The organism is Pseudomonas sp. URMO17WK12:I6 (assembly GCF_003253625.1).
Lineage (GTDB): Bacteria > Pseudomonadota > Gammaproteobacteria > Pseudomonadales > Pseudomonadaceae > Aquipseudomonas.
Window position 1 is genome coordinate 230812 of the sequence record NZ_QKYZ01000006.1, and the last position, 25604, is coordinate 256415.

At 58.5% G+C, this 25604-nt stretch carries 23 protein-coding genes and 5 tRNA genes; 9 read left to right on the forward strand and 19 right to left on the reverse strand.

Translation table 11 applies throughout. The annotated features are described in order from the left end of the window. The first annotated feature begins 59 nt into the window (after positions 1–59). From F475_RS13430 to F475_RS13440, 3 genes are all read left to right on the forward strand, one after another. Positions 60–1169, forward strand: coding sequence for a 2-aminoethylphosphonate--pyruvate transaminase (locus tag F475_RS13430; protein ID WP_111454098.1), 1110 nt, complete (start codon positions 60–62; stop codon positions 1167–1169). A 193-nt stretch (positions 1170–1362) separates the two neighbouring features. After that, positions 1363–2190 (forward strand): phosphonoacetaldehyde hydrolase, encoded by an 828-nt coding sequence (gene phnX, locus F475_RS13435; RefSeq protein ID WP_111454099.1) that lies wholly within the window; start codon positions 1363–1365, stop codon positions 2188–2190. Between the two features lie 192 nt (positions 2191–2382). Continuing rightward, complete coding sequence (locus F475_RS13440) at positions 2383–2931, forward strand: cytochrome b (RefSeq protein WP_018925431.1); 549 nt, start codon at positions 2383–2385, stop codon at positions 2929–2931. Here the strand turns inward: F475_RS13440 and F475_RS13445 are convergent. Both F475_RS13445 and F475_RS13450 read right to left on the reverse strand, forming a co-directional pair. Next, a complete protein-coding gene (locus F475_RS13445; protein ID WP_111454100.1) occupies positions 2928–3860 on the reverse strand; it encodes a 1-aminocyclopropane-1-carboxylate deaminase/D-cysteine desulfhydrase in 933 nt (310 codons plus the stop codon). The two genes, F475_RS13440 and F475_RS13445, sit on opposite strands and share 4 nt — an antisense overlap. Before the next feature lie 202 nt (positions 3861–4062). Continuing rightward, positions 4063–6102, reverse strand: a complete 2040-nt coding sequence (locus F475_RS13450) for an FAD-dependent oxidoreductase (protein WP_111454101.1) — start codon at positions 6100–6102, stop codon at positions 4063–4065. Positions 6103–6310: 208 nt separating this feature from the next. Between F475_RS13450 and F475_RS13455 the strand changes: the two genes are divergently transcribed. Beyond that, the gene (locus F475_RS13455; protein WP_018925428.1) at positions 6311–7441 is read left to right on the forward strand and encodes a carbon-nitrogen hydrolase family protein; all 1131 of its coding nucleotides are present in this window, start codon (positions 6311–6313) and stop codon (positions 7439–7441) included. A 3-nt stretch (positions 7442–7444) separates the two neighbouring features. Then, the gene (locus F475_RS13460) at positions 7445–8530 is read left to right on the forward strand and encodes an AraC family transcriptional regulator (RefSeq protein WP_018925427.1); all 1086 of its coding nucleotides are present in this window, start codon (positions 7445–7447) and stop codon (positions 8528–8530) included. Positions 8531–8821: 291 nt separating this feature from the next. Here the strand turns inward: F475_RS13460 and F475_RS13465 are convergent, their stop codons facing one another. From F475_RS13465 to F475_RS13520, 12 genes are all read right to left on the reverse strand, one after another. Continuing rightward, positions 8822–9685: a DUF2242 domain-containing protein gene (locus F475_RS13465; RefSeq protein ID WP_111454102.1), complete on the reverse strand. Its 864-nt coding sequence runs from the start codon at positions 9683–9685 to the stop codon at positions 8822–8824. Positions 9686–9967: 282 nt separating this feature from the next. Beyond that, on the reverse strand, positions 9968–11839 hold the full coding sequence (locus tag F475_RS13470) for a SurA N-terminal domain-containing protein (RefSeq protein WP_019648408.1): 1872 nt from the start codon (positions 11837–11839) through the stop codon (positions 9968–9970). A 102-nt stretch (positions 11840–11941) separates the two neighbouring features. Then, a tRNA-Asp gene (locus F475_RS13475) sits at positions 11942–12018 on the reverse strand. Between the two features lie 53 nt (positions 12019–12071). Further along, on the reverse strand, positions 12072–12344 hold the full coding sequence (locus F475_RS13480) for an HU family DNA-binding protein (RefSeq protein WP_002552737.1): 273 nt from the start codon (positions 12342–12344) through the stop codon (positions 12072–12074). Positions 12345–12495: 151 nt separating this feature from the next. After that, positions 12496–14892 carry an endopeptidase La gene (lon, locus tag F475_RS13485; RefSeq protein WP_007940400.1) on the reverse strand — a complete coding sequence of 799 codons (2397 nt, stop codon included), beginning with the start codon at positions 14890–14892 and terminating at the stop codon, positions 12496–12498. 232 nt (positions 14893–15124) lie between these two features. Continuing rightward, entirely contained in the window at positions 15125–16408 is a 1284-nt protein-coding gene (gene clpX / locus F475_RS13490) for an ATP-dependent Clp protease ATP-binding subunit ClpX (protein WP_018925424.1), read from the reverse strand. Between the two features lie 106 nt (positions 16409–16514). Next, the gene (clpP, locus tag F475_RS13495; protein ID WP_018925423.1) at positions 16515–17153 is read right to left on the reverse strand and encodes an ATP-dependent Clp endopeptidase proteolytic subunit ClpP; all 639 of its coding nucleotides are present in this window, start codon (positions 17151–17153) and stop codon (positions 16515–16517) included. A 93-nt stretch (positions 17154–17246) separates the two neighbouring features. After that, the gene (gene tig / locus F475_RS13500; protein WP_026286355.1) at positions 17247–18557 is read right to left on the reverse strand and encodes a trigger factor; all 1311 of its coding nucleotides are present in this window, start codon (positions 18555–18557) and stop codon (positions 17247–17249) included. 400 nt (positions 18558–18957) lie between these two features. Then, positions 18958–19033: transfer RNA gene (locus F475_RS13505), tRNA-His, on the reverse strand. 78 nt (positions 19034–19111) lie between these two features. Beyond that, a tRNA-Leu gene (locus tag F475_RS13510) sits at positions 19112–19196 on the reverse strand. A 57-nt stretch (positions 19197–19253) separates the two neighbouring features. Continuing rightward, positions 19254–19329: transfer RNA gene (locus tag F475_RS13515), tRNA-His, on the reverse strand. Between the two features lie 32 nt (positions 19330–19361). Then, positions 19362–19438, reverse strand: a tRNA-Arg gene (locus F475_RS13520). Positions 19439–19713: 275 nt separating this feature from the next. On the opposite strand from F475_RS13520, the gene folD reads away from it, so the two are divergent. Both folD and pbpG read left to right on the forward strand, forming a co-directional pair. Continuing rightward, positions 19714–20568, forward strand: a complete 855-nt coding sequence (folD, locus tag F475_RS13525) for a bifunctional methylenetetrahydrofolate dehydrogenase/methenyltetrahydrofolate cyclohydrolase FolD (RefSeq protein WP_018925421.1) — start codon at positions 19714–19716, stop codon at positions 20566–20568. 261 nt (positions 20569–20829) lie between these two features. Then, on the forward strand, positions 20830–21768 hold the full coding sequence (gene pbpG, locus F475_RS13530) for a D-alanyl-D-alanine endopeptidase (protein ID WP_018925420.1): 939 nt from the start codon (positions 20830–20832) through the stop codon (positions 21766–21768). A 58-nt stretch (positions 21769–21826) separates the two neighbouring features. Here the strand turns inward: pbpG and F475_RS13535 are convergent, their stop codons facing one another. The 3 genes from F475_RS13535 to F475_RS13545 form a co-directional block, all read right to left on the reverse strand. Next, on the reverse strand, positions 21827–22051 hold the full coding sequence (locus F475_RS13535; RefSeq protein ID WP_018925419.1) for a hypothetical protein: 225 nt from the start codon (positions 22049–22051) through the stop codon (positions 21827–21829). A gap of 12 nt (positions 22052–22063) precedes the next feature. Continuing rightward, on the reverse strand, positions 22064–22279 hold the full coding sequence (locus F475_RS13540; RefSeq protein ID WP_086945071.1) for a DUF6021 family protein: 216 nt from the start codon (positions 22277–22279) through the stop codon (positions 22064–22066). A gap of 94 nt (positions 22280–22373) precedes the next feature. After that, positions 22374–23102, reverse strand: coding sequence for a hypothetical protein (locus F475_RS13545; protein ID WP_018925417.1), 729 nt, complete (start codon positions 23100–23102; stop codon positions 22374–22376). Positions 23103–23273: 171 nt separating this feature from the next. Here F475_RS13545 and F475_RS30470 point away from each other — a divergent pair, with 171 nt between their 5' ends. Beyond that, positions 23274–23444 (forward strand): hypothetical protein, encoded by a 171-nt coding sequence (locus F475_RS30470; RefSeq protein ID WP_168206176.1) that lies wholly within the window; start codon positions 23274–23276, stop codon positions 23442–23444. A gap of 80 nt (positions 23445–23524) precedes the next feature. On the opposite strand, the gene F475_RS13550 is transcribed toward F475_RS30470, so the two are convergent. Together F475_RS13550 and F475_RS13555 are read right to left on the reverse strand one after the other, a co-directional pair. After that, positions 23525–24274 carry a TerC family protein gene (locus tag F475_RS13550; RefSeq protein ID WP_018925415.1) on the reverse strand — a complete coding sequence of 250 codons (750 nt, stop codon included), beginning with the start codon at positions 24272–24274 and terminating at the stop codon, positions 23525–23527. Between the two features lie 28 nt (positions 24275–24302). After that, positions 24303–24545, reverse strand: coding sequence for a hypothetical protein (locus tag F475_RS13555; RefSeq protein WP_007940414.1), 243 nt, complete (start codon positions 24543–24545; stop codon positions 24303–24305). 156 nt (positions 24546–24701) lie between these two features. On the opposite strand from F475_RS13555, the gene nhaR reads away from it, so the two are divergent. Beyond that, positions 24702–25601, forward strand: coding sequence for a transcriptional activator NhaR (nhaR, locus tag F475_RS13560; RefSeq protein WP_018925414.1), 900 nt, complete (start codon positions 24702–24704; stop codon positions 25599–25601). The last annotated feature ends 3 nt before the right edge of the window (positions 25602–25604 follow it).

Here is a 25604-nt window from a genome sequence, read left to right on the forward strand (position 1 = left end):
CCGAATTGCAATTTATGCCCCGTAGTTTCATCCCACTGAGCTTTTGCAAGGACACAAGAATGCGTATTGCCGAGCCCATCCTGCTCACCCCCGGCCCATTGACCACATCGCAACGTACCCGTCAGGCGATGATGGTCGACTGGGGTTCATGGGATGACCGCTTCAACCAATTGACCGCCAGCCTGTGCGAGCAATTGCTGGTGATCATCAACGGCGGCGACAGCCACCACTGCGTGCCCCTGCAAGGCAGCGGCACGTTCGCGGTCGAAGCGGCGATCGGCACGCTGGTGCCCCGGGACGGCAAAGTCCTGGTGCTGATCAACGGCGCCTACGGCAAACGCCTGGCGAAGATCTGCGAAGTGCTTGGCCGTTCGTTCAGCACCTTCGAAACCGCCGAAGACGAACCGATCACCACCGCCGACGTCGACCGCCTGCTGCAGGCCGACGCCAGCATCACCCACGTCGCCTTGATTCACTGCGAAACCAGCACCGGCATCCTCAACCCGCTGGCGGAAATCGCCCACGTCATCGAGCAGCACGGCAAACGCCTGATCATCGACGCCATGAGCTCGTTTGGCGCCCTGCCGATCGATGCGCAACAGGTGCCGTTCGACGCCCTGATCGCCGCCTCGGGCAAATGCCTGGAGGGCGTGCCGGGGATGGGTTTCGTCTTCGCTCGCAAAGAAGCGCTGGCGAACGCCGCCGGCAACTCGCACTCGCTGGCGATGGACTTGTTCGATCAGCACAGCTACATGGCCAAGACCGGTCAATGGCGTTTCACCCCGCCGACCCACGTGGTCGCGGCGCTGCACGAAGCCTTGCTGCAATACAACGAAGAAGGTGGTTTGCCGGCGCGGCATCAACGCTACGCCAACAACTGCCAGGTGCTGCTCGATGACATGGCCAAACTGGGCCTGCGCAGCTTCCTGCCCGCCGCAATCCAGGCGCCGATCATCGTCACCTTCCACGCGCCGAAAGACCCGCGCTACCAGTTCAAGAAATTCTACGAACGGGTCAAGGCCAAGGGTTTCATCCTCTACCCCGGCAAACTGACCCAGGTCGAAACCTTCCGGGTCGGCTGCATCGGCCACGTCAACCAGGCCGAAATGCACGCAGCGGTGGCGGCCGTGGCCGAGGTGCTGCGCGAGATGGAAGTCATCGAAATCTAAACCACCACGCTCCGTAGCAGCTGCCGAGCCCGCGAGGCTGCGTTCGGCTGCGCAGCAGTCGTGAAACCAGGCATCGCGGTCTTTCAGTTAAACCAGGTGCACAAGATTTACGACTGCTGCGCAGCCGAACGCAGCCTCGCAGGCTCGGCAGCTGCTACGGGGATCACCAATTCCCCAAGACAGGATATGAGACATGAACTACAGCAACCCAACCAAACTGCAAGCCGCCATCCTCGACTGGGCCGGCACCGTGGTCGACTTCGGCTCCATCGCCCCGACGCAGATTTTCGTCGAAGCCTTCGCCGAGTTCGACGTCCAGGTTTCCATCGAAGAAGCCCGTGGGCCGATGGGCATGGGCAAGTGGGACCACATCCGCACCCTGTGCGATCAGCCATCAGTTGCCGAGCGTTATCGCCAGGTGTTCGGCCGCACGCCGACCGACGATGACGTCACCGCCATCTACCAACGCTTCATGCCGCTGCAGATCAAAAAAATCGCCGAACACTCGGCACTGATTCCGGGCGCCCTGGACACCATCGCCAACCTGCGTCAGCAAGGAATCAAGATCGGCTCGTGCTCCGGCTACCCGAAACAAGTCATGGACAAAGTGGTGGAACTGGCCGCCACCAACGGCTATGTCGCCGATCACGTGGTCGCCACCGACGAAGTGCCCAACGGCCGCCCATGGCCCGCTCAGGCCCTGGCTAATGTGATTGCGCTGGGCATCGACGACGTCGCGGCCTGCCTGAAGATCGACGACACGGTGCCGGGCATTCTCGAAGGTCGCCGTGCCGGCATGTGGACCGTGGCGTTGATCTGCTCCGGTAACGCGCTGGGTCTGGACTACGAAGGTTATCGCGCGCTAAGCAGCGACCAACTGGCCAGCGAACGCAAGCGCATTCATGCCCTGTTCGAAGGCTCGCGACCGCACTACATGATCGACACCATCACCGATTTGCCCGAGGTGATCGCCGACATCAACAAGCGCCTGGCCAACGGCGAGATGCCGCAAGCCAACTGATCGCACCCCTCGCCTCATAATACAAGCGCCAGTTCCTTGGATGGAACTGACGCTTTTTTGTGGTCGATCACTTGATTTAGAGCATTGAGCGGCCCATTTGCCTCGGGCAAATCCTGCGAAACAGGATTACAGTTAGTGCACGCCGTCGAACAAGAACGGTGACTTCAGACCAGAATTGTGAGGAAACACCGTATGCCCTGGAAGAATTCCGAATCACGCTACAGCACCGTATCGATCGCGCTGCACTGGTTGATGCTGGTTCTGTTAATACTGGTCTACGCCTGTATCGAATTTCGCGGGATCTTTCCCAAAGGCAGTGGCGGCCGAACGCTGATCAAGGAAGCGCACTTCATGCTCGGCCTGACCGTGTTCGTGCTGGTCTGGTTGCGGCTGTTCGCCCGCAGCCTGGGGCCGGCACCGCAGATATTCCCCGCCTCCCCTCGCTGGCAAACCGTGGTTGCCAGGCTGATGCATTGGGCACTGTATATTTTCATGATCACCGTGCCGGTTCTGGGTTGGCTGACTACCAGCGCCGAGGGGCATCGGGTGATGTTCTATGGCGTCGACTTGCCATTGCTGATCGAAGAAAACAAACCGCTGGCCAAGCAGTTCCAAGGCTGGCATGAGCTCGGCGCCACCATCGGTTATTGGCTGATCGGGTTGCACGCGGTGGCCGGGATTTACCACCACTATGTGGTGCGCGATAACACCTTGCTGCGGATGATGCCCAAACGCGGTTAATCGCGACCGCTTTGCTCGAAACCCCGGCGGCCCTGCAGGCCGCCGGTGTGGATGAAGATCAGGCGCGTGCCTTGGGGAAATTTACCAGCTTCGACTTGTTGCTTGAGAGCCATGAGCGCTTTGCCGGTGTACAGCGGCTCGAAAAGAATACCGCTGGCCTGTTCGGTCTGCTCGATGAATGCAAGCAGCTGCGGATCGACTTTGGCAAAACCGCCACGGCTGGCGTCCAGTAGTTCATACAAGGGATCGACCCAACCGGCTTCCCGCCCGATCATCTCGACCTGCTGCGCCACGCCATGATCATCGGGCACCGCCAGCGCGCCATACACCGGGTGTTCACCCGCCTCGGCCAGCACCAGACCGGCCAGGGTCGTGCCCGTTCCGCAGGCCAGCCACCAGCCGTCGTAATGGCTCCAGCCCAGACCACTCAGTTGCTCGCGGGCCTGCGCCACCAGCTGCATGCAGCCCTTCGCCCCACGCAAGCCACCACCACCTTCCGGCACCGGTTGCAGCTCGGGATACTGCGCCCGCCACGGCTGCCAGAAACCCGGCTCATGCCGCGCTCGATAACCGCCATAACCCAGCCAGTGCAACTGCATGCCGAACGCCTGCAAGTCCTTTACTGTCGGGGTGTCTTGCGGATGCCCGCGCAGCAAACCGACCGTGGTGAACCCGAAGCGCTTGCCTGCGGCGGCCAATGCGTGGAGATGGTTGGAGTGAGCACCGCCCAGGCTGATGATGCCTTGGGCGCCGTTCTGGTCGGCGGCTTTCAGGTGTTCGATGAGTTTGAACCACTTGTTGCCGCTGATCAGCGGGTCGATCTGGTCCAGACGCAGGATGGCGACGTCGATGCCGGCGGTGGTGAGCCATTCGAGGTGAAGGGGTTCGAGGGGGGCTTGGGGGAGCCAGTCGGCAGGAGGAAAAAGCATTGATGCGTTACGTTCTGACGAAAAACAGGAGTCTATCAGCCAGCACGAACCCTGTAGCAGCTGCCGAAGGCTGCGTTCGGCTGCGAAGCAGTCGTCAATCCTGACACTTCGGTTTATCTGGAATACCGCGATGGCTGATTTTGCGACTGCTGCGCAGCCGAACGCAGGCTGCGCCAGCTGCTACAAGGGATAGCTGCGAACGTTAGAGTTCAGCCGCCAACCGCGACCCCTGGTTGATCGCACGCTTGGCATCCAGCTCCGCCGCCACGTCCGCGCCGCCGATCAAGTGCACGTTCTGCCCGGCCGCAACCAGACCGTCGTGCAACTCGCGCAATGGATCCTGCCCGGCGCAGATCACGATGTTGTCCACCGGCAGCACCTGCGGTTCGCCGCTTTCGCCGATGCGGATGTGCAGGCCTTCGTCGTCGATCTTCAGGTACTCGACGCTGTTGAGCATTTGCACCTTTTTGTTCTTCAGACCGGTGCGGTGAATCCAGCCGGTGGTCTTGCCCAGGCCATCGCCGACCTTGGAGGTCTTGCGTTGCAGCAGGAATACTTCGCGGGCCGGCGCATGCGGCGCAGCCTTGATGCCCGCGACACCGCCACGCGCTTCAAGGTGCGTATCGATACCCCACTCCTTCCAGAACGCGTCGCGGTCCTGACTGGTGGCCACGCCTTCGTGCACGAGGAATTCCGACACGTCGAAACCGATACCGCCAGCGCCGATTACCGCGACGCGTTTGCCCACCGGTTTACGCTCGAGGATCACGTCCAGGTAGCTCAGCACCTTGGCGTGCTCGACACCCGGAATCGCCGGCACCCGCGGCGCGATGCCGGTAGCGAGGATGATTTCGTCGTAACCGCCCTCGACCAGCTGCGCCACGTCCACACGGGTGTTCAGGCACAGCTCGACGTTGCTGGTCTGCAACTTGCGGTTGAAGTAGCGCAGGGTTTCGAAGAACTCTTCCTTGCCCGGCACGCGCTTGGCGATGTTGAACTGGCCGCCGATTTCGCTGGCCGAATCGAACAGCGTCACCTGATGACCGCGCTCGGCCGCCACGGTGGCGGCGGACAGCCCCGCGGGACCGGCGCCAACCACGGCGATTTTCTTGATCTGCTGCACCGGCAGGTAATTGAGTTCGGTTTCATGGCAGGCCCGCGGGTTCACCAGGCAACTGGTCAACTTGCCGCCAAACGTGTGATCCAGGCAAGCCTGGTTGCAACCGATGCAGGTATTGATTTCATCGGCACGGCCGGCCGCCGCCTTGTTGACGAAGTCCGGGTCGGCGAGGAACGGCCGCGCCATCGACACCATGTCGGCATCGCCTTCGGCCAGGATCTGCTCGGCGACTTCCGGGGTGTTGATGCGGTTAGTGGTGATCAGCGGAATACTCACCGAACCACGCAGTTTCGCCGTGACCTTGCTGAACGCTGCACGCGGCACCTTGGTGGCAATGGTCGGAATCCGCGCTTCGTGCCAGCCGATGCCGGTGTTGATGATGGTCGCGCCCGCCTGCTCGATGGCCTTGGCTAACTGCACGATTTCTTCCCAGGTGCTGCCGCCTTCCACCAGGTCGAGCATCGACAGGCGGAAGATAATGATGAAGTTCGGGCCGACCGCTTCGCGCACCCGACGGACGATTTCCACCGGCAGGCGCATGCGGTTTTCGTAGACACCTCCCCAGCGGTCAGTGCGATGGTTGGTGTGGGCCGCGAGGAACTGGTTAATGAAATAACCTTCGGAACCCATGATCTCGACGCCGTCGTACTCGGCTTTTTGCGCCAGGGTCGAGCAGGTAACGAAATCGCTGATCTGCTTCTCGATGCCTTCCTCGTCCAGCTCTTTAGGCTTGAACGGGTTGATCGGCGCCTGGATCGCGCTCGGCGCCACCTGTTTCGGGCTGTAGGCATAACGCCCGGCATGCAGGATCTGCATGCAGATCTTGCCGCCCGCCTCGTGCACCGCGTGGGTGACGATCCGGTGTTTGAGCGCTTCTTCATCGGAGGTCAGCTTGGCCGCGCCCGAGTAAACCCCACCCTCATCGTTCGGGCCGATACCGCCAGTGACCATCAGGCCTACGCCGCCACGGGCACGTTCGGCAAAGTACGCGGCCATGCGCTCGAAACCGCCGGGTTTTTCCTCGAGGCCCGTGTGCATCGAACCCATCAGGGTACGGTTGCGCAACGTGGTAAAACCCAGGTCCAGCGGGGCCAACAGGTGCGGGTAATGAGCGGCGGCCATCGGTAACTCCACAACGAGCGATCACGGAAAATTTGCAGGAGCTCTTCGGCCCCCGTCAGTCATGTTCGACAGACTAAGAGTCGCACCGCTGTCACTCAATGACCGTAACTGACAACTTATTGATCCAAATGCGCAGCGCCCCTTGGCAAGCGCTGGCATGGGCCCTACTCTAGTCGCGAACCCTGCACACGGCCGCTGACTGTTTTCCATGCGCAAACTTCTGTACCTGACCCTCTCCATGGCGTTGATCGCCGTTCTGACGACCTACGCGATGTGGGCCGCGGACCGTCCGGTGGGTCATTACCTGTCGGACCTGCGCATCAATCTCGCGGTCGATCAGGGCACACCCGCCGATCGTGGCAATCTGCTGGGCATCCAGCCCGAGCTGTTCCCCACCGACTATCAAAGCCCTGAACGCCTGCACCGCAAGCTCGCGGCCTATTTGCAGAAGGCCCAGGACCAGGGCCTGCTGAATGAAAAAACCATCGTCGTACTGCCTGAACATGTCGGCACCTGGCTGATGGTCAGCGGCGAGAAAGACGAGCTGTACCAGGCCACCACCCTCAAGGAAGCCATGAACTGGCTGGCGGTGAGCAACCCGCTGCAGTTCATCCGCGCCCTGATCAGCGCCGAAGGCAGCAACCGTCTCGACGACGCGCACTTGCGGATGAAAGCCAAACGCATGGCCAAGGATTACCAGGCGCTGTTCGGTGGCCTGGCGAAAGAATTCCACGTGACCCTGGTGGCCGGTTCCATCGTGCTGCCCGAGCCGAGCGTCAGCGACGGCACCCTGCACATCGGTCGCGGCGCGCTGTACAACAGCAGCGTGGTGTTCGGTCGCGACGGCCTGCCAATCGGCCAGCCCCAGCGACAAGTGCACCCGACGTTCGCTGGACGTGGCACGCTCCAAGGCAATTCCGATCATCCGGTCAACGTCGTCGACACCCCGGCCGGACGCCTCGGCGTGCTGATCGGCAGCGACAGCTGGTACCCCGACAACTACCGCAAACTTGACGCCCAAGGCGCGCAACTGGTGGCGGTCCCGGCGTTCGTCGTCGGGCGTGGGTCCTGGGATCAACCATGGCGCGGCTATAGAGGCCTGCCCGCGCCGGGCTCTGTCAGCCTCAAGGCCGGCGAACTCAGCGAAGGTCAGGCCTGGCAGCGGCTGACGCTGACCGCCCAACCACCGGCCAGCCAGAGCATCGCCGGCATGAGTGTGTTCCTGCGCGGTCAGTTCTGGGACAAGAGCAGCGCCGGTCAAAGCTTCCTCAGCAGCAACGGGCAGCATTTCGCCGACAGCGATGCCCGCGGCGCGCAATTGCTGAACCTCTGGTTGTAAGCGATGAAACCGCAGCCGATGCGCCTCGGGGATCTGTCGGTGGGCTTCGTCCATAGCCTGGCCGACGCCGTGCGCAGCCATGGCCTGGACCCACAACCGTTGCTGGAACAGTACGGCCTCGACGCCGCGCGACTGGCCGAAGCCGGCGCCCGCCTGTCGATCCCGCGCTACATGCGCCTGGGCCACGGCGCTATTCAACTGACCGACGACCCGGCGCTGGGTTTGCGCATGGGCCAGCTCAGTCGCCTGAGCCAGGCCGGCTTGGCCGGCGTCACCGCCGCCCAGGCTCCCACCGTGCGCGAAGCGGCGCGCTGCCTGATTCGTTTCGAAGCGCTGTACGGCTCCAACTATCGAGGCCAGTCGAGCTTTCACGAAGACGCCCAAGGCGCCTGGCTGCGGTTCTATTCGATCAGCCCCTACAACGCCTACAACCGCTTCGTGGTGGATTCGATCATCGCTGGCTGGTTGCAGCAATTGTCCAGCGTGAGCCCTGCCCCACTGCGCGCCGAACGAATCGAGATCGAATTTGACGCACCGGATTACCTTGAGGCCTATGCCGTACTCGGCGACTGTCCGATTCAGTTTGGCGCCGAACAGAATCAACTGCGCCTGGGCCTGGACAGCCTCGCCCAGCGCAACCCGGAGCACTGCCCGAGCACCTGGCGGCACCTGCTGCAACTGTGTGAACGGGAACTTGAGCAACTGACACGCACCCGCAGCCTGCGTGAACGCATCACTCAGTTGCTGGGCCCGTTGCTCAATGGTGGCCGGGAACCCGACCTGGAAGAAGTGGCGGCACGCCTGAAGCTGCCAACCTGGACCTTGCGCCGCAAACTCACCGAGGAAGGCACGCAATTTCGTGCAATTCTCAACGATACACGTCGTGACCTGGCCATGACCTACATCCGCGACACTGAACTGGCGTTCGGCGAAATCGCCTATCTTCTGGGGTTTGCCTCAGCCGAAGCCTTTCAGCGCGCTTTCAAACGCTGGAACGGCCAGACGCCCGGCGAGTTTCGCCGCAGTCAGCGTAATTACAGCTCGGTAGCGTCTTCGGCCGGTTCCAGCGGGTCCAGTTCAAAGGCCTGATACTCGAGCAGTTCTTCTTGATAATCGTCCATTATTAAACCCCCATCGCTTGTTGAAAAAATCGCTTGAATAAATGACCAACGCCTTGAGCATAAAGTGCCCGCATGAAAGAAAAATGACGCGGGTACGACACTACGTCGCTACTGAATAAAACGTAGCAGGTGGTCAGGAATTTATCACTGGATTTTTCGACACGGACTGTGGGAATACAGCCCGACTTGATGTGGATCAGTCTTGAAGGACGTTACGGGAGCGGTATCGTCTGACCCGCCCCCATAACAAGCAAGCCCATTACTGGCCGGAGACAGGTATCGCCGAAATCGGCTCGGTCGGCGGCGGCAGCGTGCTCGAGTCCGCTACTGGAGTGACCGTTTCCGTGGACGACGTCGGCTCGGTGCTCTTGGCCGGGGTAATCGGCGCTGTTTCAGCAGGCGGCACAACAGGCTCCGAAGTGGCAGGCGCGGCGGCAGGTGCGGGCTCGGCTGCCGGCGCTGGTGCAGGTGCAGGTGCAGGTGCAGGTTCTGCCGCCGGTGCCGGGGTTGGCGCCAACTGAGCGGGGGCAGCCTTGGCTTCAGGCATTCCCAGTTCGGTTTTCGGCTTCTCGATAATGTGCGCGGCCTTCTTCGCTTCCGGCGGCAGGAACAGTTCGACCAGGGTAAAGAAACGCTCGTAGAACTTGGCCGAGGACACGGTTTCACTGGCGACCTTGACCATCGAATCATCGGACGAGCCGATCGGCATCGATACCGAGCCCAATACGCCGACGCCGAGGCTGGCGGAGTTGTTGGTCTTTTTCAGCGCATATCGGTCCTGCAGGGCGTTGGCGAACATGGTCGCATGGTGCCCCTCGCTGCCGTCATCGGCACAAACCACACTGAAGCTGATCTCCATATGGGTTTCGCCGGTCTGCTGGAAGCTCTTGTGCCCACTGACCAGTTTCGGATCGCTGCTGGTGATGATGTAACCCTGGCTAAGCAAGGCCCGACGGGCGGCTTCGCAGGTTTGCGCATCGGTCACCGGGTAGCTGCGCGAAAACGTTCCCGAGTCGTCGAAGTTCTCATGCTCATAGATGGCGGCCTTCTTCGACGAACAACCGGCAGCGGCGGCCAGCACCAAGGCCAGCCCTACAACACGCATGGGAATTGATTTAAACATTGAACATCCTGAGGAAAACGGTTCGAGGCGTATTGTGCAACAGATCGATGCTTAGCGGAGCAACGATTGTCTAAAACGGCTACAGATTCATTGACCATCATCTCGGGAGAAAGTCCCGCCGGAGCAAAAATCAAAAAATCACCGCCCGTGGCAGCGCCTAAAGATGACCGCGCGCCCCCCCCTGAAAGCGCTAGCGCAGGCTGCGATCTTTTCGTTTCCCCCATAAAAAAACCCCAACCTTTCGGCTGGGGTCCTTTGTGTCGCGCAAAACTCAGTCAGGCATCAGAAACGCTTGATCTCAGCCTCACGCTCCAGCAGCTTGCGGTAGGCCGCGAAGTCTTGCTGGCCAATGCGCGAGGCGAGGAAGCGACGGTATTGAGCCTTCTCTTCTTCGGTCGGCGCAGCGCCTTCATTCACGCCGTTCAGACGCACGACCACCAGGCTACCATCGGCCAGGGTCACGCTGCTGAAGGTCGGCTTGTCCTTGGAGACTGGCTTGGGCATGCGGAACAACGCTTGCAGCACGGTTGGGTCGACCCCTTCCTGAGCGCGAGTCGCGGTTGCGGTAACTTTCCAGTTCTGACCATCGATCGCCTTGTCCAGTGCAGTCTTGCCATCACGCAAGCTGGCGATCAGTTGATCGGCCTTGGTCTTGGCGGCGGCACTGGCGTGCTCCTTGGTCAATTGCACGCGGATGCTGGCAGCCACGCTTTCCAGCGGCAGTTGCTCAGGCTTGCGGTGCTCCTTGGCGCGCAGCACGATCACGGTTTCCGGATCCAGCTCGATGGCGGTGCTGTTGGCACCCTCATCCAGCACTTCAGGACTGAATGCAGCGGTCACCACGGCACGATTGGCCGCAACGCCTTCGCCACCTTCACGGCCGAATGGCGCGGACGTGTGAACGGTCAGCTTCAGGTCTTGTGCCGGCTGGGCCAGATCAGAGGACTCGAACGAGGAGTCTTCCAATTGCTTGGTCGCTTCGACGAAACGCTGCTCGACTTGCTGGGTTTTCAACTCGCGGGTCAGCTTGTCTTTCAGGCTGGCGAACGTTGGCACTTCAGGCGCTTCGACACCCAACAGCTTGATCAGGTGGAAACCGAAGTCAGTGCGAACCGGCTCCGAGACCTGATCCTTTGCCAACGAATACAGGGCTTTTTCAAACGCTGGATCGTAGACGCCCGGACCTGCAAAACCGAGGTCACCGCCGTTGTTCGCCGAACCTGGATCCTGGGAGAACTCCTTGGCCAGGGCCTCGAAACTCTCGCCCTTGGCAAGGCGCGCCTGAACTTCTTCGATCTTGGCCTTGGCTTGCGCCTCGGTCACCTTGTCGTTCACTTCGATCAGAATGTGCGCAGCCCGGCGTTGCTCGGACAGGTTCGCGGTTTCTTTCTGATACGCCGCTTGCAAGTCTTCGTCCTTGACGCTGACCTGATCGAAGAAGGATGCCTTCTTCAATTCAAGGTAATCGATGACCACCTGATCCGGCGTCATGAACTCCTTGGCGTGTTCGTCGTAGTAGGCCTTGACCTCATCGTCGGTCAGTTTCACTGCCGCCGGGTCTGCCTTGATGTTCACGGTGGCGAAATCACGGGTCTGCTTTTCCAGACGGGCGAAGGCCAACACCTGTGCATCGGTGACGAAACCGCTACCGGCCAGGCCAGCGCGCAGCTGACCGATCAGCATTTCCTGAGCCAGCATCTGACGGAATTGCAGACGGCTGTAGCCCAGTTGACGGATGACCTGATCGAAACGCTCAGGGCTGAACTTGCCGTTCACCTGGAACTCAGGCGTTTGCAGGATCACCTGATCCAAAGCGGCTTCGGAGAAAGCGAATTTCGATTTTTCTGCGCCTTGCAGCAGCAGTTTGCGATCGATCAAGCCTTTGAGGGCCGATTCGCGCAGCATTTTTTCGTCGAGCAAGGAAGCATCGAAATCCTTGCCCAGCTGTTGCATGAGCTGACGGCGTTGCATATCGACCGCCTGGCTCAGCTCGTTCTGGCTGATTTCTTCGCCGTTGACCTTGGCCGCGTCATTTTTGTGCGTCGTGGCCTTGAAAATAGCGTCGAAACCGGTCAAAGCCATCAGTGCAACGATGACCCCGATAATGGTCTTGGCAATCCAGCCTTGTGAATTGTCCCTGATATTCTGCAGCATGCGTCCCCCAGAAACGGTTGAACTTCAAAATTAGGCAACCGTGGAGCGTGGGTAGAATCCGGATAGAAGAAAGGCGCATCCGAGGATGCGCCTTCTCGTAACTGGCGGAGCGGACGGGACTCGAACCCGCGACCCCCGGCGTGACAGGCCGGTATTCTAACCGACTGAACTACCGCTCCGCTGCCAAGTCAGGAATGACCCCGACCCGGATAGGCAAAAACCTGAATCGAACTTAGTTGACAGCTTCTTTCAGTGCTTTACCGGCTTTGAAACCTGGTTTTTTGGCTGCTGCGATTTCCAGCGTCTTACCGGTCTGTGGGTTACGACCGATGCGAGCTGGACGATCAGTCACGGAGAAAGTACCGAAACCAACCAGAACAACAGAATCACCAGCCTTGAGAGCGCCAGTGACGGATTCGATTACAGCGTCCAGCGCACGGCCAGCAGCAGCTTTCGGGATATCAGCGGATGCAGCGATAGCATCAATCAGTTCCGACTTGTTCACTCTAAGTCCCCTTATATCTATTTGAGTTTGATTCTAAGTTTTTTGGTGAAAGCAAAAAAAACGAGTGCTGAATGGCCTACAGACACTTAAGAGCCGCTTTATAACAAGGGCTCTAAAAAACTGTCAAGGAAGCCCCCCAGGCAAATGCGTACTAATGCGTGCTAATTCTTTCCTTAGAGTCAGACTCGCGTTTGTCATCCTTTGCAACGATCTCCGGAACCACATCCGGCAAGGGTTCCGGCGCGTATTGCAGCGCAATTTGCAGGACCTCGTCAATCCATTTAACGGGTTTAATCTGTAGATCTTGCTTGATGTTGTCAGGAATTTCCTTCAGATCGCGTACGTTCTCTTCAGGAATGATCACTGTCTTGATTCCGCCACGGTGAGCAGCCAGCAGTTTTTCCTTCAAGCCACCGATCGCCAGCACCTGCCCACGCAAGGTGATTTCGCCGGTCATGGCGACGTCCGCTCTTACAGGAATGCCAGTCAATGCCGATACCAGGGCCGTGCACATGCCTACACCGGCGCTAGGGCCGTCTTTCGGGGTTGCCCCTTCAGGCATGTGGATATGCGTGTCGCGCTTCTCGTGGAAGTCCAGGGGAATCCCCAGGCTCTTAGCACGGCTGCGAACAACGGTCAGGGCTGCGGTGATCGATTCGACCATCACGTCACCCAGAGAACCGGTCTTGATCAGCTGGCCTTTACCCGGCACGACTGCGGCTTCGATGGTCAGCAATTCGCCGCCCACCTGGGTCCACGCCAGGCCGGTGACCTGACCGATCTGATCCTGCTGTTCAGCCAGGCCGTAACGGAACTTACGCACGCCCAGGAAGTGTTCCAGCATCTCGGCTGTCACCTTCACCGAGAAGCGTTTTTCCAGAGCATGCTCTTTGACCGCCTTGCGGCAAACCTTGGCAATCTGGCGCTCCAGCCCACGTACACCGGCTTCGCGGGTGTAGTAGCGAATGATGTCGCGAATCGCTTCGGCATCGAATTCCAGCTCGCCTTTCTTCAGGCCGTTGGCAGCAATCTGCTTGGGCGAAAGGTATTTGACGGCGATGTTGATCTTCTCGTCTTCGGTGTAACCCGGCAGACGAATCACTTCCATCCGGTCCAGCAGCGCCGGTGGAATATTCATCGAGTTGGAGGTGCACAGGAACATCACATCGGACAGGTCGTAGTCGACTTCCAGATAGTGATCGTTGAAGTTGTGGTTTTGCTCGGGGTCGAGCACTTCCAGCAACGCCGACGCTGGATCGCCACGCATGTCGCTGCCCATTTTGTCGATTTCATCGAGCAGGAACAGCGGGTTACGGACGCCCACCTTTGTCATCTTTTGAATCAATCTTCCTGGCATCGAACCGATATAAGTCCGGCGATGACCACGAATTTCCGCCTCATCGCGCACGCCACCGAGGGCCATGCGGACGAATTTGCGGTTGGTTGCATGCGCAATCGACTCCGCCAGAGAGGTTTTACCCACCCCTGGAGGACCGACCAGGCACAATACCGGGCCGCGAATCTTCTTCACGCGCTTCTGCACGGCGAGGTATTCGAGAATCCGCTCTTTGACTTCTTCCAAACCGTAGTGGTCGGCGTCGAGAATGTCTTCGGCACGGGCCAGGTCCAGGCGCACTTTGCTCTGGGCTTTCCATGGCACTTGAACCAGCCAGTCGATGTACGAACGCACCACGGTCGCTTCCGCGGACATTGGCGACATTTGCTTCAGCTTGTTCAGTTCGGCCTGAGCCTTGGCCAACGCATCTTTCGGCAGACCGGCGGCATCGATGCGCTTTTTCAGCTCTTCGATTTCGTTGTGGCCTTCGTCGCTGTCACCCAGCTCTTTCTGAATGGCCTTCATCTGCTCATTCAGGTAGTACTCGCGCTGGCTGCGCTCCATTTGCTTCTTAACGCGGCCGCGAATGCGTTTTTCGACTTGCAGCAGATCGATCTCGGCATCCAGCAACGCCAGAACGTGCTCGACCCGGGCCGACAAATCGATGATTTCGAGGATTTCCTGCTTCTGCTCGATCTTCAGAGCCATGTGCGCGGCCATGGTGTCGACCAGGCGGCCCGGCTCGTCGATGCTGTTGAGCGACGACAGGACTTCAGCGGGGACTTTCTTACCCAGCTGCACATATTGTTCGAATTGAGCCAGCAGGCTGCGGACAAACACTTCCGATTCGCGCTCTGGCGCTTCGGTTTCGTCGATCAACGAGACTTCGGCACGGCAGTGGCCGTCGACTTCGCTGAAGCGCTCCACGGCGCCCCGCTGCTCGCCTTCGACAAGAACCTTGACGGTGCCGTCAGGCAGTTTGAGCAGCTGCAGAACGGTAGCAATGGTGCCTACGCGATAAAGTGCTTCTTCACCGGGATCGTCGTCAGCAGGATTCCGCTGAGCCAGCAGAAGGATCTGCTTGTCGCCCGTCATCGCTGCCTCGAGAGCTTCGATGGATTTCTCGCGCCCCACGAACAGCGGGATAACCATGTGCGGATAAACCACGACATCACGCAATGGCAGGAGAGGCAATTCGATGGTCGTCTTCATGATTTCGCCTCTACGGCGGCCATAAGGCCGTAAACAGATGGAAGTAAGCTTGAAACCAAGATGGGGGCTGTTTTCAAAAAAAACAAGCGGATAAAAGAATCACTTAAAAAATCAGAGCTTACGGTAGCGCCTGCATTTATCCCGGCGCATCCAGAAATTCAGGTTAGCTGCCCCGTCTCCCACAATAGCAAAGGGGCCCGAAGGCCCCTTCTTTATTCCAGCAGTGTGACGCTTAAGCGTCTGGCGCTGCCTTGGCAGTTGGCTCACTGTTCTCATAGAGATACAGAGGCTTGGACTTGCCTTCTATAACGCTTTCGTCGATCACTACTTTACTCACCTCGGACTGCGAGGGGATTTCATACATAGTGTCGAGCAATACACCTTCGAGAATCGAGCGCAGGCCACGGGCACCGGTTTTGCGTTCCAGGGCACGTTTGGCGACCGATTTCAGCGCGTCGGCCCGGAATTCCAGGTCCACACCTTCCATCTCGAACAGCTTGGCATACTGCTTGGTCAGGGCATTCTTCGGCTCGGTGAGAATCTGCATCAGCGCAGCCTCATCAAGCTCGTCCAGCGTGGCAAGTACCGGCAGACGACCGACGAATTCCGGGATCAGACCGAACTTGACCAGATCGTCAGGCTCGACTTCACGCAGGGATTCACCGACTTTCTTGCCTTCTTCCTTGCTGCGCACTTCTGCGTTGAAGCCGATGCCGCCACGGGTGGAACGGTTTTGAATAACCTTTTCCAGACCGGAGAACGCACCACCGCAGATGAACAGGATGTTACGGGTGTCGACCTGAAGGAATTCCTGCTGCGGATGCTTGCGACCACCTTGAGGTGGAACGGAAGCGACCGTGCCTTCGATCAACTTGAGCAGGGCCTGCTGCACGCCTTCACCGGAAACGTCCCGGGTGATCGACGGGTTGTCAGACTTGCGCGAGATCTTGTCGATCTCATCGATGTAGACAATGCCCATCTGGGCCTTTTCTACGTCGTAATCGCACTTCTGCAGCAGCTTCTGAATGATGTTCTCGACATCTTCGCCCACATAACCCGCCTCGGTGAGGGTGGTTGCGTCGGCGATGGTGAACGGAACGTTCAGCAAGCGGGCCAGAGTTTCGGCAAGCAGGGTTTTACCCGAGCCTGTCGGGCCGATCAGCAAGATGTTGCTTTTGCCGAGTTCGACGTCGTCATTCTTTTTGTCGCGCTGGTTCAGACGCTTGTAGTGGTTATACACCGCTACGGCCAGAACCTTTTTCGCACGTTCCTGACCAATCACGTACTGATCAAGGATGCCGCTGATTTCTTTAGGCGAAGGCAATTTATGCGCGCTGCTTTCGGCCTGGGCTTCCTGCACCTCCTCACGGATGATGTCATTGCACAGGTCGACGCACTCGTCGCAGATAAAGACCGAGGGGCCGGCAATCAATTTGCGTACTTCATGCTGGCTTTTGCCACAGAAGGAGCAATAGAGCAGTTTGCCGTTGTCCTCGCCGTTGCGGGTGTCAGTCATTCGATCGATCCAAATCCGATAGGCTTGCAACACAAGATGAAGGCAATTGCAGGCTTTTTCAAGCCCGCAGGCGGTCAGTTACCCCGACCACCTACATTTGGGCTGCTTAGGCGGGCATTTTACGCTTGTCGATCACGGAGTCGATCAGGCCATATTCAGCCGCACGCTCAGCGCTCATGAAGTTGTCGCGCTCGGTATCGCGCTCGATGGTTTCGAGGCTCTGACCGGTGTGATGAGCCAACAGCTGGTTCAAACGCGAACGAATGTGGAGGATTTCCTTGGCATGGATGTCGATGTCCGACGCCTGACCCTGGAAGCCACCCAATGGCTGGTGAATCATCATGCGCGAGTTCGGCAGGCAGAAACGCTTGCCGGCAGCACCACCGGCAAGCAGGAAGGCACCCATGCTGCAGGCCTGACCGATACAGGTGGTGGAAACGTCTGGCTTGATGAACTGCATGGTGTCGTAGATCGACATGCCCGCAGTCACCGAACCGCCTGGTGAGTTGATGTAAAGATGGATGTCCTTGTCCGGGTTTTCCGCTTCAAGGAACAGCAGTTGCGCCGCAACCAGGTTGGCCATGTAGTCTTCTACCGGACCTACCAGGAAGATCACTCGCTCCTTCAACAGGCGCGAGTAGATGTCATAGGCACGTTCGCCACGGGCAGACTGCTCGATAACCATCGGGACCAGACCGCCTGCGGCCTGGATGTCAGAGCTCTGATAATAAGAATTGCGGGACATGTCTCGCAGTCACTCCCAAATAGTTATGTCTTGAATACGCATAAGCCAGCACGAAGGCTGGCTTATGGTGTGTACTTCTTACCGCAAAACCAATCAGTCGGCTTGTGGAGCTTCTACCGGCTTGACCGCTTCTTCGTAAGAGACCGATTTGTCGGTCACGCTAGCTTTCTGCAGAACAGTATCCACAACTTGCTCTTCCAGCACAACCGAACGGACTTCGTTCAGTTGCTGGTCGTTCTTGTAGTACCAGGACACAACCTGCTCAGGCTCTTGGTAGGCCGAAGCCATTTCCTGAATCATCTCGCGAACGCGGGCTTCGTCAGGCTTGAGGTCGAATTGTTTGACCACTTCAGCCACGATCAGACCCAGCACGACGCGGCGCTTGGCTTGCTCTTCGAACAGCTCGGCCGGCAGTTGGTCAGGCTTGATGTTGCCACCGAACTGCTGAACAGCCTGCACGCGCAGACGGTCGACTTCGTTGGACAGCAGAGCCTTAGGCACTTCGATCGGGTTGGTGGCCAGCAGACCGTCCATCACCTGATTCTTGACCTTGGATTTGATCGCCTGACGCAGTTCGCGCTCCATGTTCTTGCGAACTTCGGTGCGGAAGCCTTCCAGACCGGTTTCCTTGATGCCGAATTGAGCGAAGAACTCTTCGGTCAGCTCTGGCAGTTTAGGCTCGGAAACGGTGTTCACGGTCACGGTGAACTCAGCAGTTTTGCCTGCCAGGTCGAGGTTCTGGTAGTCCTCTGGGAAGGTCAGGTTCAGAACGCGCTCTTCGCCGGCTTTAGCGCCAACCAGACCGTCTTCGAAACCAGGGATCATGCGGCCGGAACCCAGCACCAGCTGAGTACCTTTGGCAGAACCGCCTGCGAACACTTCACCGTCGACCTTGCCGACGAAATCGATGTTCAGCTGGTCTTCGTTCTGGGCAGCGCGTTCGGCCACTTCAAAACGGGTGTTCTGCTTGCGCAGGACTTCCAGCATCTTGTCCAGATCGGCGTCAGCCACTTCGGCGCTCAGGCGCTCGACGGTGATGCCTTCGAAACCGGCAACGGTGAACTCAGGGAACACTTCGAATACGGCTACGTATTCCAGGTCCTTGCCCGCTTCCAGGGTTTTAGGTTCGATCGAAGGCGAACCAGCTGGGTTCAGCTTCTGCTCGACGACAGCTTCGTAGAAGGAAGACTGGATCACGTCGCCCACGGCTTCTTGACGCGCATCAGCCCCGAAACGCTGACGGATCACGCTCATTGGCACTTTGCCTGGACGGAAGCCAGCGATCTTGGCCTTTTGGGCAGTCTGCTGCAGACGCTTGTTGACCTGAGTCTCGATGCGCTCAGCCGGCACGGTGATGCTCATGCGGCGCTCAAGAGCAGAAGTATTTTCAACAGAAACTTGCATGGATATTCCTCGTTGCACAGACGTTAGCCGGCCGTTTCCGACCCCAGAATCAAGGGCATGCATTCTAGTGGGTCAAACTCAAGAAGTCACCCTACTGAAAACGGGTAAAAAAACAGCAGGCAATTTATAGGCGGGGACAAACGGTTGTGCCTCGCCCTGTTAGCAAATACAGCCAATCAAGCCAGGGCTCTGTACCCACCTTCCTATATATAGAAGGAATCGGCAATCCGTCCCTGACAGCCAACCCCGCGAGGGGATCGGCGGGCAAATCAGGCATCATCGAGAAACATAAATACGACGAAGCGACCTGCCCCTGCGGCCCACAACCTGCAGCCACCGATACTCAAACCACTGAAACAAAAAAGGCGCCAGACTGTTAAATCTGGCGCCTTTCGGAATATGGGGTGGACGATGGGGATCGAACCCACGACAACGGGAGTCACAATCCCGTGCTCTACCAACTGAGCTACGCCCACCATATTGCGTGACAAAGAAGCCAAACAACTTCTTTGTTGAACCTCAATCATGCCAATCGGCATGAGTGAAGCTTTATTTGGTGCGGATGAAGAGACTCGAACTCTTACGCCTCGCGGCGCTGGAACCTAAATCCAGTGTGTCTACCAATTCCACCACATCCGCGGGTTGAAGCTGTTAAAGCAAAGGCGCCAGACTATTAATCTGGCGCCTTTCGAAATATGGGGTGGACGATGGGGATCGAACCCACGACAACGGGAGTCACAATCCCGTGCTCTACCAACTGAGCTACGCCCACCATATCGCGCTACTTGTGCCAATGCTGCCTAATGGCGCACCCGGCAGGACTCGAACCTGCGACCATCCGCTTAGAAGGCGGATGCTCTATCCAGCTGAGCTACGGGCGCCTTGTTAATCTGTACCCTTGAAGGACTACAAACTAAGTGCTTTTCAGTCTTGCGGAACCGTAACTCCGCTCGACCTTCTTAACCAGTGCTAGGCTGTGCCCGACAAGTGCGACGAATAGTATAGAGCCCCCTGAAGGTCGTCAAATCCTTTTTGAAAAAAATTCATTTAATTAAAGGAGTTAGGGGAATTTGCAGACCAAGCGCCTTTGCCCTCACCTCGTGACATGCGAGAATGCGCTCTCTTTTTTTCCCCTCTCGATGGTTAATCACGCGCAATGACTGCACAACTAATCGACGGCAAATCGATCGCCGCCAGCCTGCGCCAGCAGATCGCCAAACGAGTTGCCGAGCGTCGCCAGCAAGGCCTGCGCACACCCGGCCTCGCGGTGATCCTGGTCGGCAGCGATCCTGCCTCTCAGGTTTATGTCTCGCACAAGCGTAAAGACTGTGAAGAGGTCGGCTTCCTATCCCAAGCCTATGACCTGCCTGCCGACACCACTCAAGCAGCGCTGACCGATCTGATCGATCGCCTGAACGACGACCCGGCAATCGACGGCGTTCTGCTTCAGCTGCCTCTACCTGAACACCTGGACGCCTCCAAATTGCTGGAGCGCATTCGTCCCGACAAGGACGTCGACGGTTTCCACCCTTATAACGTCGGTCGCCTGGCCCAGCGCATTCCGCTGCTGCGCCCGTGCACGCCCAAAGGCATCATGACGCTGCTGGAAAGCACCGGCGTCAATCTTTACGGGATGGACGCGGTCATTGTCGGGGCTTCCAACATTGTTGGTCGTCCGATGGCGATGGAACTGCTGCTGGCCGGTTGCACCGTGACGGTCACCCACCGCTTCACCAAGGATCTGGCCGGCCACGTCGGTCGCGCCGACCTGGTAGTGGTTGCCGCCGGCAAGCCGGGCCTGGTCAAAGGTGAGTGGATCAAGGAAGGCGCGATCGTGATCGACGTCGGCATCAACCGTCAGGCAGACGGCAAACTGGTCGGCGACGTGACTTACGAATCCGCCCTGGCCCGTGCCGGCTGGATCACTCCGGTACCGGGTGGCGTCGGCCCGATGACCCGCGCCTGCCTGCTGGAAAACACGTTGTACGCCGCCGAAACACTGCACAGCTGAGTTAACTCTCACCCTGCTGCACCCAAAAGAACCCCGCCCATCGCGGGGTTCTTTTTGCCTGTAGCAAACAGCTCGATCACAGAGGTCGGACAACTGCAATGCCAAATAGTAAAGAAAGAGTTACAGCATTAAATATTCTTCACTTTTACCCCCCGTCTTACAGGCGCCTATGGCTTTCCTAGCACATACTCCTAAAATGCGTCGTTTTTAAGAAACAGCCCGTTACAGAACGGCATATCCACCCTTTATGAGTCTGCCAGCGTGAAAATCCGTCTTTCCATCCTGAGCCTAGTTTTTGCAGTTACAGGGACTTTCATCACGCCAACGGTCAACGCCGGTGAAACCACCGCGGCACCACGAGACACTGCACAACTGAAGATCGCTTCCGGCAGCGCTTTGCTGATGGATCTGCAAACCAACAAAGTCATCTATGCCAGCAATCCTGACGTCGTCGTACCCATCGCCTCCGTCAGCAAACTGATGACCGGCCTGGTGGTCGTAGAAGCGCGGCAGAACATGGACGAATATATTCCCGTCAACATCAGCGACACCCCGGAAATGAAAGGCGTGTTCTCCCGAGTCAAACTCCAAAGCGAATTGACGCGCCGCGAGATGCTGCTGATCGCCCTGATGTCATCGGAAAACCGTGCCGCCGCAACCTTGGCGCATCACTATCCGGGCGGTTACGTCGCGTTCATTGCCGCCATGAACGCCAAAGCCAAGGCGCTGGGCATGACCAGTACCCACTTCGTCGAACCGACGGGTCTCTCCCCGCGCAACGTGTCCACCGCCCGCGACCTGAGCAAACTGCTGATCGCCGCGCACAAGTACCCACTCTTGACCGAGCTGAGCACGACCAAGGAAAAAACCGTTACATTCCGTAAACCCAACTACAGCCTGGGTTTCCACAATACCGACCACTTGATCAACAAGCCGAACTGGGACATCAAGCTGACGAAAACCGGGTTTACCAACCAGGCCGGCCACTGCCTGGTGTTGGTGACCAGCATGGGCAACCGTCCGGTTGCGCTGGTGATTCTCGATGCCTTCGGCAAGTACACGCACTTTGCCGATGCAACCCGTATTCGCAGCTGGGTTGAAACCGGCAAGAGCACCAACGTGCCGTCCGTCGCCCTTCAATACAAGTCAGACAAGAACCTCAAGCATCGCCAGAGCGGTGTGATTGAAGCCTCAAAATAAGGTCGAAACATCCATAAATGAAAAGCCCCGAATATTCGGGGCTTTTTTTGTCCGGCGGTCAATCATTGGGCAACGGCATCTGATCGTCATCCGGAATGCCGTCCCCGGCACTCGGGTCTCGCCAGCCCTGCGGATGCTTCGTCGGCACCACGGTCGGCCTGGCCAAGGGATCCCTTAGCGGGCTGTCCGGATCCATCACCGGGTCCAGGTCCGCCTCGGGGGTTGTTGGAACGTTTTCGGGAGGGTCCGAATGTTTGTCGTCGAAGCTCGAATCGGTAGACATATACACCTCTGACTAAGACTTGGGTTTCAGATTACCGAGCGGGTCGTAAGGCTTTGCCGGTGTCTTCTTGCCCTCTTCACCCGGTTTTATATCTTTGGGTGCCCTGGCAGGTCCGATGGGGTCGACCTGAGGATCAGCAACGTCCGGAGAGTCGGGGTCGAACCCCAACTCATTATCGGACGAATGCTCGGACGAGTGTGGGCCGACGGGGGTATTGGATTGAGCCATGGACGCCTCCTGGTCACGGCCCGGCGAGAAACCCGGGCCCTTTACATCAGAGGCGAACAACGCCGAGTAGTGCCCGGCGGATGACAAACGGAAACTACTGCGCGGTCAGCGCCTTCTTCGCCCTGGCTGCCGCCTGCTCCTGACCTGACTGGGCAAGATCGTTCGCCGCCTTCAGCCAGCGCTGCTGATCGACGTTGGCCGGAATCTGGTCCGGCTTCTGGATCAAAACGGCCCAACCGCCTGCATTCTCGAGCGCCGACTCAAAGGCGCTGAACCCCATCAGCAACCGACGATCCATCCCGGTGCGCAGCAACACGGTCTGCTTCTGACGGTTGTAACCGGCAAGAATGGCGTATCGCGGCCCGGCCCAGAATGCCGAGCCTTCAGTAATACGTACCATCACCGGATAACCGGCTGCGACCTGGGTCAGCAGCGCCGGCAATTGGCTGTCGAGGGGATAGACCACCATCCCGTATTCGCGGGCGAGGTTTTGCATGTTCTGCTGCAACCGGTCTTCGGCACCCGGTAAATTCAGGGGCTTTTCGAGCAACCCCGGAGTTATCACGATGTCCTGTTGGGACAACAGGCTGGCCAGCACTTGAGGCCCGCTCTGATAACTTTGCCCGCGGTAGAACGTACCGCTTAGTTCGACACGCTCCGGCAGACGCTTGATCTCAGGCGCTACGCTCCCCGCGCAGCCAGCCAGGCCGGCAACGCAGCCAACGATCAGTGCCAAAGATCGAATTCGAGAAAATACCCGCACCATCATCACTCTCTTGTTCAGACGCCAGGCGATCACGCAGCCGGCTTGGCCGTCGATCATAGGATGCCGCGCGACAGCGGTATAGCCTTAACCGGCAGTTGTTTGCATTTGATAGAGCGAACGGGTTGATGACAGGCGACCTTTGGTCAATAGCCTGAAACACAGCAACGGCTAGACTGTCCTTTACCAAGGAAGAGTGTGCGCCCGCGGCAGGGCAAAGAGGAGGCACTGATGAGCCTGACAATGACCATTGTGATGTTGATTTCCGGCTGGCTGGCAGTGGCCGCCGCCATGTTGTGGGGCGTTTTGCGCATTACCCGTCGGCACCATCACCACCCGGTTCAATCGGCGCCCGCGGCCAAAACCGATAAACCGGCTACACACCCCATCACCGCGCACTGACTGGCGCTTTTCAGTCGTACAAACAAAAAACGGCCGCCTGGACTCTCGCGAGTTCAGGCGGCCGTTTCGTTTATCGGCGATTAAGCTTCTGCGGCAACGCGCCTCTGTTTGGCCCGCCGCGACAGCATGTTCAAGCCTTCGATCGTCGCCGAGAACGCCATGGCCGCGTAGACATAGCCTTTCGGTACGTGGGCGCCGAAACCTTCGGCGATCAGCGTCATGCCGATCATGATCAGGAAGCCCAGCGCCAGCATCACCACCGTCGGGTTGTCGTTGATGAACTTGGCCAACGGGTCAGCAGCCAGCAACATCACCAGGACCGACACCACCACCGCAATGATCATGATCGGCAAATGCTCGGTCATGCCGACAGCGGTAATGATGCTGTCGATGGAGAACACCATGTCGAGCATCAGGATCTGACCGATGGCGGCGGCAAAGCCCAGGGTCACGGTCGAGGTGGCCGACGTCGGATCTTCCGGCGACGGGTCCATGCTGTGATGAATCTCGGTGGTCGCCTTCCACAACAGGAACAGGCCGCCGGCGATCAGGATCATGTCCTTCCAGGAGAACGCGTGGCCGAGAATGTCGATCACCGGTTCAGTCAACTGGACGATGAACGCGATGGTGCTCAACAGCGCCAGGCGCAAGATCAACGCCATGCCGATACCAATACGCCGCGCCTTCTGGCGATGCTGCTCGGGCAGCTTATTGGTGAGGATCGAGATGAAGATCAGGTTATCGATGCCGAGCACGATTTCCATCACCACCAACGTGGCCAGGGCGACCCAGGCGGTGGGGCTTGCAGCGAGTTCTAAAAGGTATTCCATGGGTCAGTCCTGACTCGTTGTAGACGGTTTAGATTTCCTGGGACGAAGAATCGGTTTTGCCCGTCTCTTTGGCCGGTTGTTCTTTCTTGCTGATCAGGCCACTCGTGGCCTCGCTCAACGCTTGTTCGGCGGCTTTGTGGGTATCGTCGATCGCCTGTTTGGCGCTTTCGGCGGCCTTGCCCATCAATTGCTGAGCACTTTTCTCGGCCTGGTCGCAACCGGCCAACACCAGTAAAGAGGTGATCAGCAGCGCGGTGGTTTTAAGCTTCATGATGCTTTCCTCGATAGAACAGACAGAACCCGAAAGGCGATCCGTCGATAGCGAGGCAGTCTAAAGAGGCAAACACTTCAGGAAAATTCGTATTTTCAGCAGTTATACTTCGGTTTTTACGAATCCATAGCAAAACACACGCTACGGGGAACATGAATGCTGAATTATCGACAGCTGCATTATTTCTGGGTGGTGGCCAAGACCGGAAGCATCGTGCGCGCCTGCGAGCAGTTGAACCTGACGCCACAGACCATCAGCGGGCAGATTTCCCTGCTCGAACAAACCTATGGCATTGAATTGTTTCGCCGGGTCGGGCGGCAGCTGGAACTCACCGAAGCCGGGCGTCAGACCCTGCCCTACGCCGAGCAGATGTTTCAACTCGGGGGCGAGCTGGAACTGATGCTCCGGGCGCAGCCCAATGAGCAACAGATTCTGTTTCGGGTGGGCGTCGCCGACGTGGTACCCAAATCCATCGTCTATCGCCTGATCGCGCCGACCATGGAGTTGAGCGAGCCGCTACGCATCACCTGCCGCGAAGACAAACTGGAACGATTGCTCGCCGACCTGGCGATTCAACGCCTCGACCTGGTGATTTCCGACAGCCCGATGCCCTCGCATCTGGACATCAAGGGCTACAGCCAGAAGCTCGGCGAATGCGGTATCAGCTTCTTTGCCACCGCTGAATTGACGGCGCGATACGGCCAGGATTTCCCCCGCAGCCTGCACGGCGCCCCGTTGTTGATTCCCGGGCCGGAAACCGTGGTGCGCAGTCGCTTGCAACGCTGGTTTGCCGAACAGCAGATTCAGCCGCGAATCGTCGGCGAGTTCGACGACAGCGCTTTGATGCAGGCCTTCGGCCAATCCGGCAGCGGGATTTTCATCGGCCCGAGCGTGATTGCCGACGAGGTGAAACGCCAATGCGGCGTGGAGTTGATCGGCCAGACCGACGCGGTGCGCGAGTCGTTCTACGCCATTTCGGTGGAACGCAAGGTCAAGCACCCCGGCATTGTCGCCATTACCGAAGGTGCCCGACGCGAGCTGTTCACCGAGATGTGAAGC

Bases quoted from the DNA above. Each gene is read 5' to 3' on its own strand.
- F475_RS13440 (WP_018925431.1), top strand. From the start codon at position 2,383: ATGCCCTGGAAGAATTCCGAATCACGCTACAGCACCGTATCGATCGCG.
- F475_RS13465 (WP_111454102.1), bottom strand. From the start codon at position 9,685: ATGTTTAAATCAATTCCCATGCGTGTTGTAGGGCTGGCCTTGGTGCTG.
- clpX (WP_018925424.1), bottom strand. From the start codon at position 16,408: ATGACTGACACCCGCAACGGCGAGGACAACGGCAAACTGCTCTATTGC.
- F475_RS13450 (WP_111454101.1), bottom strand. From the start codon at position 6,102: ATGGCCGCCGCTCATTACCCGCACCTGTTGGCCCCGCTGGACCTGGGT.
- F475_RS30470 (WP_168206176.1), top strand. From the start codon at position 23,274: ATGAGCCTGACAATGACCATTGTGATGTTGATTTCCGGCTGGCTGGCA.
- clpP (WP_018925423.1), bottom strand. From the start codon at position 17,153: ATGTCCCGCAATTCTTATTATCAGAGCTCTGACATCCAGGCCGCAGGC.
- F475_RS13455 (WP_018925428.1), top strand. From the start codon at position 6,311: ATGCGCAAACTTCTGTACCTGACCCTCTCCATGGCGTTGATCGCCGTT.
- lon (WP_007940400.1), bottom strand. From the start codon at position 14,892: ATGAAGACGACCATCGAATTGCCTCTCCTGCCATTGCGTGATGTCGTG.
- tig (WP_026286355.1), bottom strand. From the start codon at position 18,557: ATGCAAGTTTCTGTTGAAAATACTTCTGCTCTTGAGCGCCGCATGAGC.
- F475_RS13430 (WP_111454098.1), top strand. From the start codon at position 60: ATGCGTATTGCCGAGCCCATCCTGCTCACCCCCGGCCCATTGACCACA.
- F475_RS13445 (WP_111454100.1), bottom strand. From the start codon at position 3,860: ATGCTTTTTCCTCCTGCCGACTGGCTCCCCCAAGCCCCCCTCGAACCC.
- F475_RS13535 (WP_018925419.1), bottom strand. From the start codon at position 22,051: ATGTCTACCGATTCGAGCTTCGACGACAAACATTCGGACCCTCCCGAA.
- F475_RS13555 (WP_007940414.1), bottom strand. From the start codon at position 24,545: ATGAAGCTTAAAACCACCGCGCTGCTGATCACCTCTTTACTGGTGTTG.
- F475_RS13470 (WP_019648408.1), bottom strand. From the start codon at position 11,839: ATGCTGCAGAATATCAGGGACAATTCACAAGGCTGGATTGCCAAGACC.
- F475_RS13540 (WP_086945071.1), bottom strand. From the start codon at position 22,279: ATGGCTCAATCCAATACCCCCGTCGGCCCACACTCGTCCGAGCATTCG.
- F475_RS13550 (WP_018925415.1), bottom strand. From the start codon at position 24,274: ATGGAATACCTTTTAGAACTCGCTGCAAGCCCCACCGCCTGGGTCGCC.
- F475_RS13545 (WP_018925417.1), bottom strand. From the start codon at position 23,102: ATGATCGACGGCCAAGCCGGCTGCGTGATCGCCTGGCGTCTGAACAAG.
- folD (WP_018925421.1), top strand. From the start codon at position 19,714: ATGACTGCACAACTAATCGACGGCAAATCGATCGCCGCCAGCCTGCGC.
- F475_RS13460 (WP_018925427.1), top strand. From the start codon at position 7,445: ATGAAACCGCAGCCGATGCGCCTCGGGGATCTGTCGGTGGGCTTCGTC.
- nhaR (WP_018925414.1), top strand. From the start codon at position 24,702: ATGCTGAATTATCGACAGCTGCATTATTTCTGGGTGGTGGCCAAGACC.
- phnX (WP_111454099.1), top strand. From the start codon at position 1,363: ATGAACTACAGCAACCCAACCAAACTGCAAGCCGCCATCCTCGACTGG.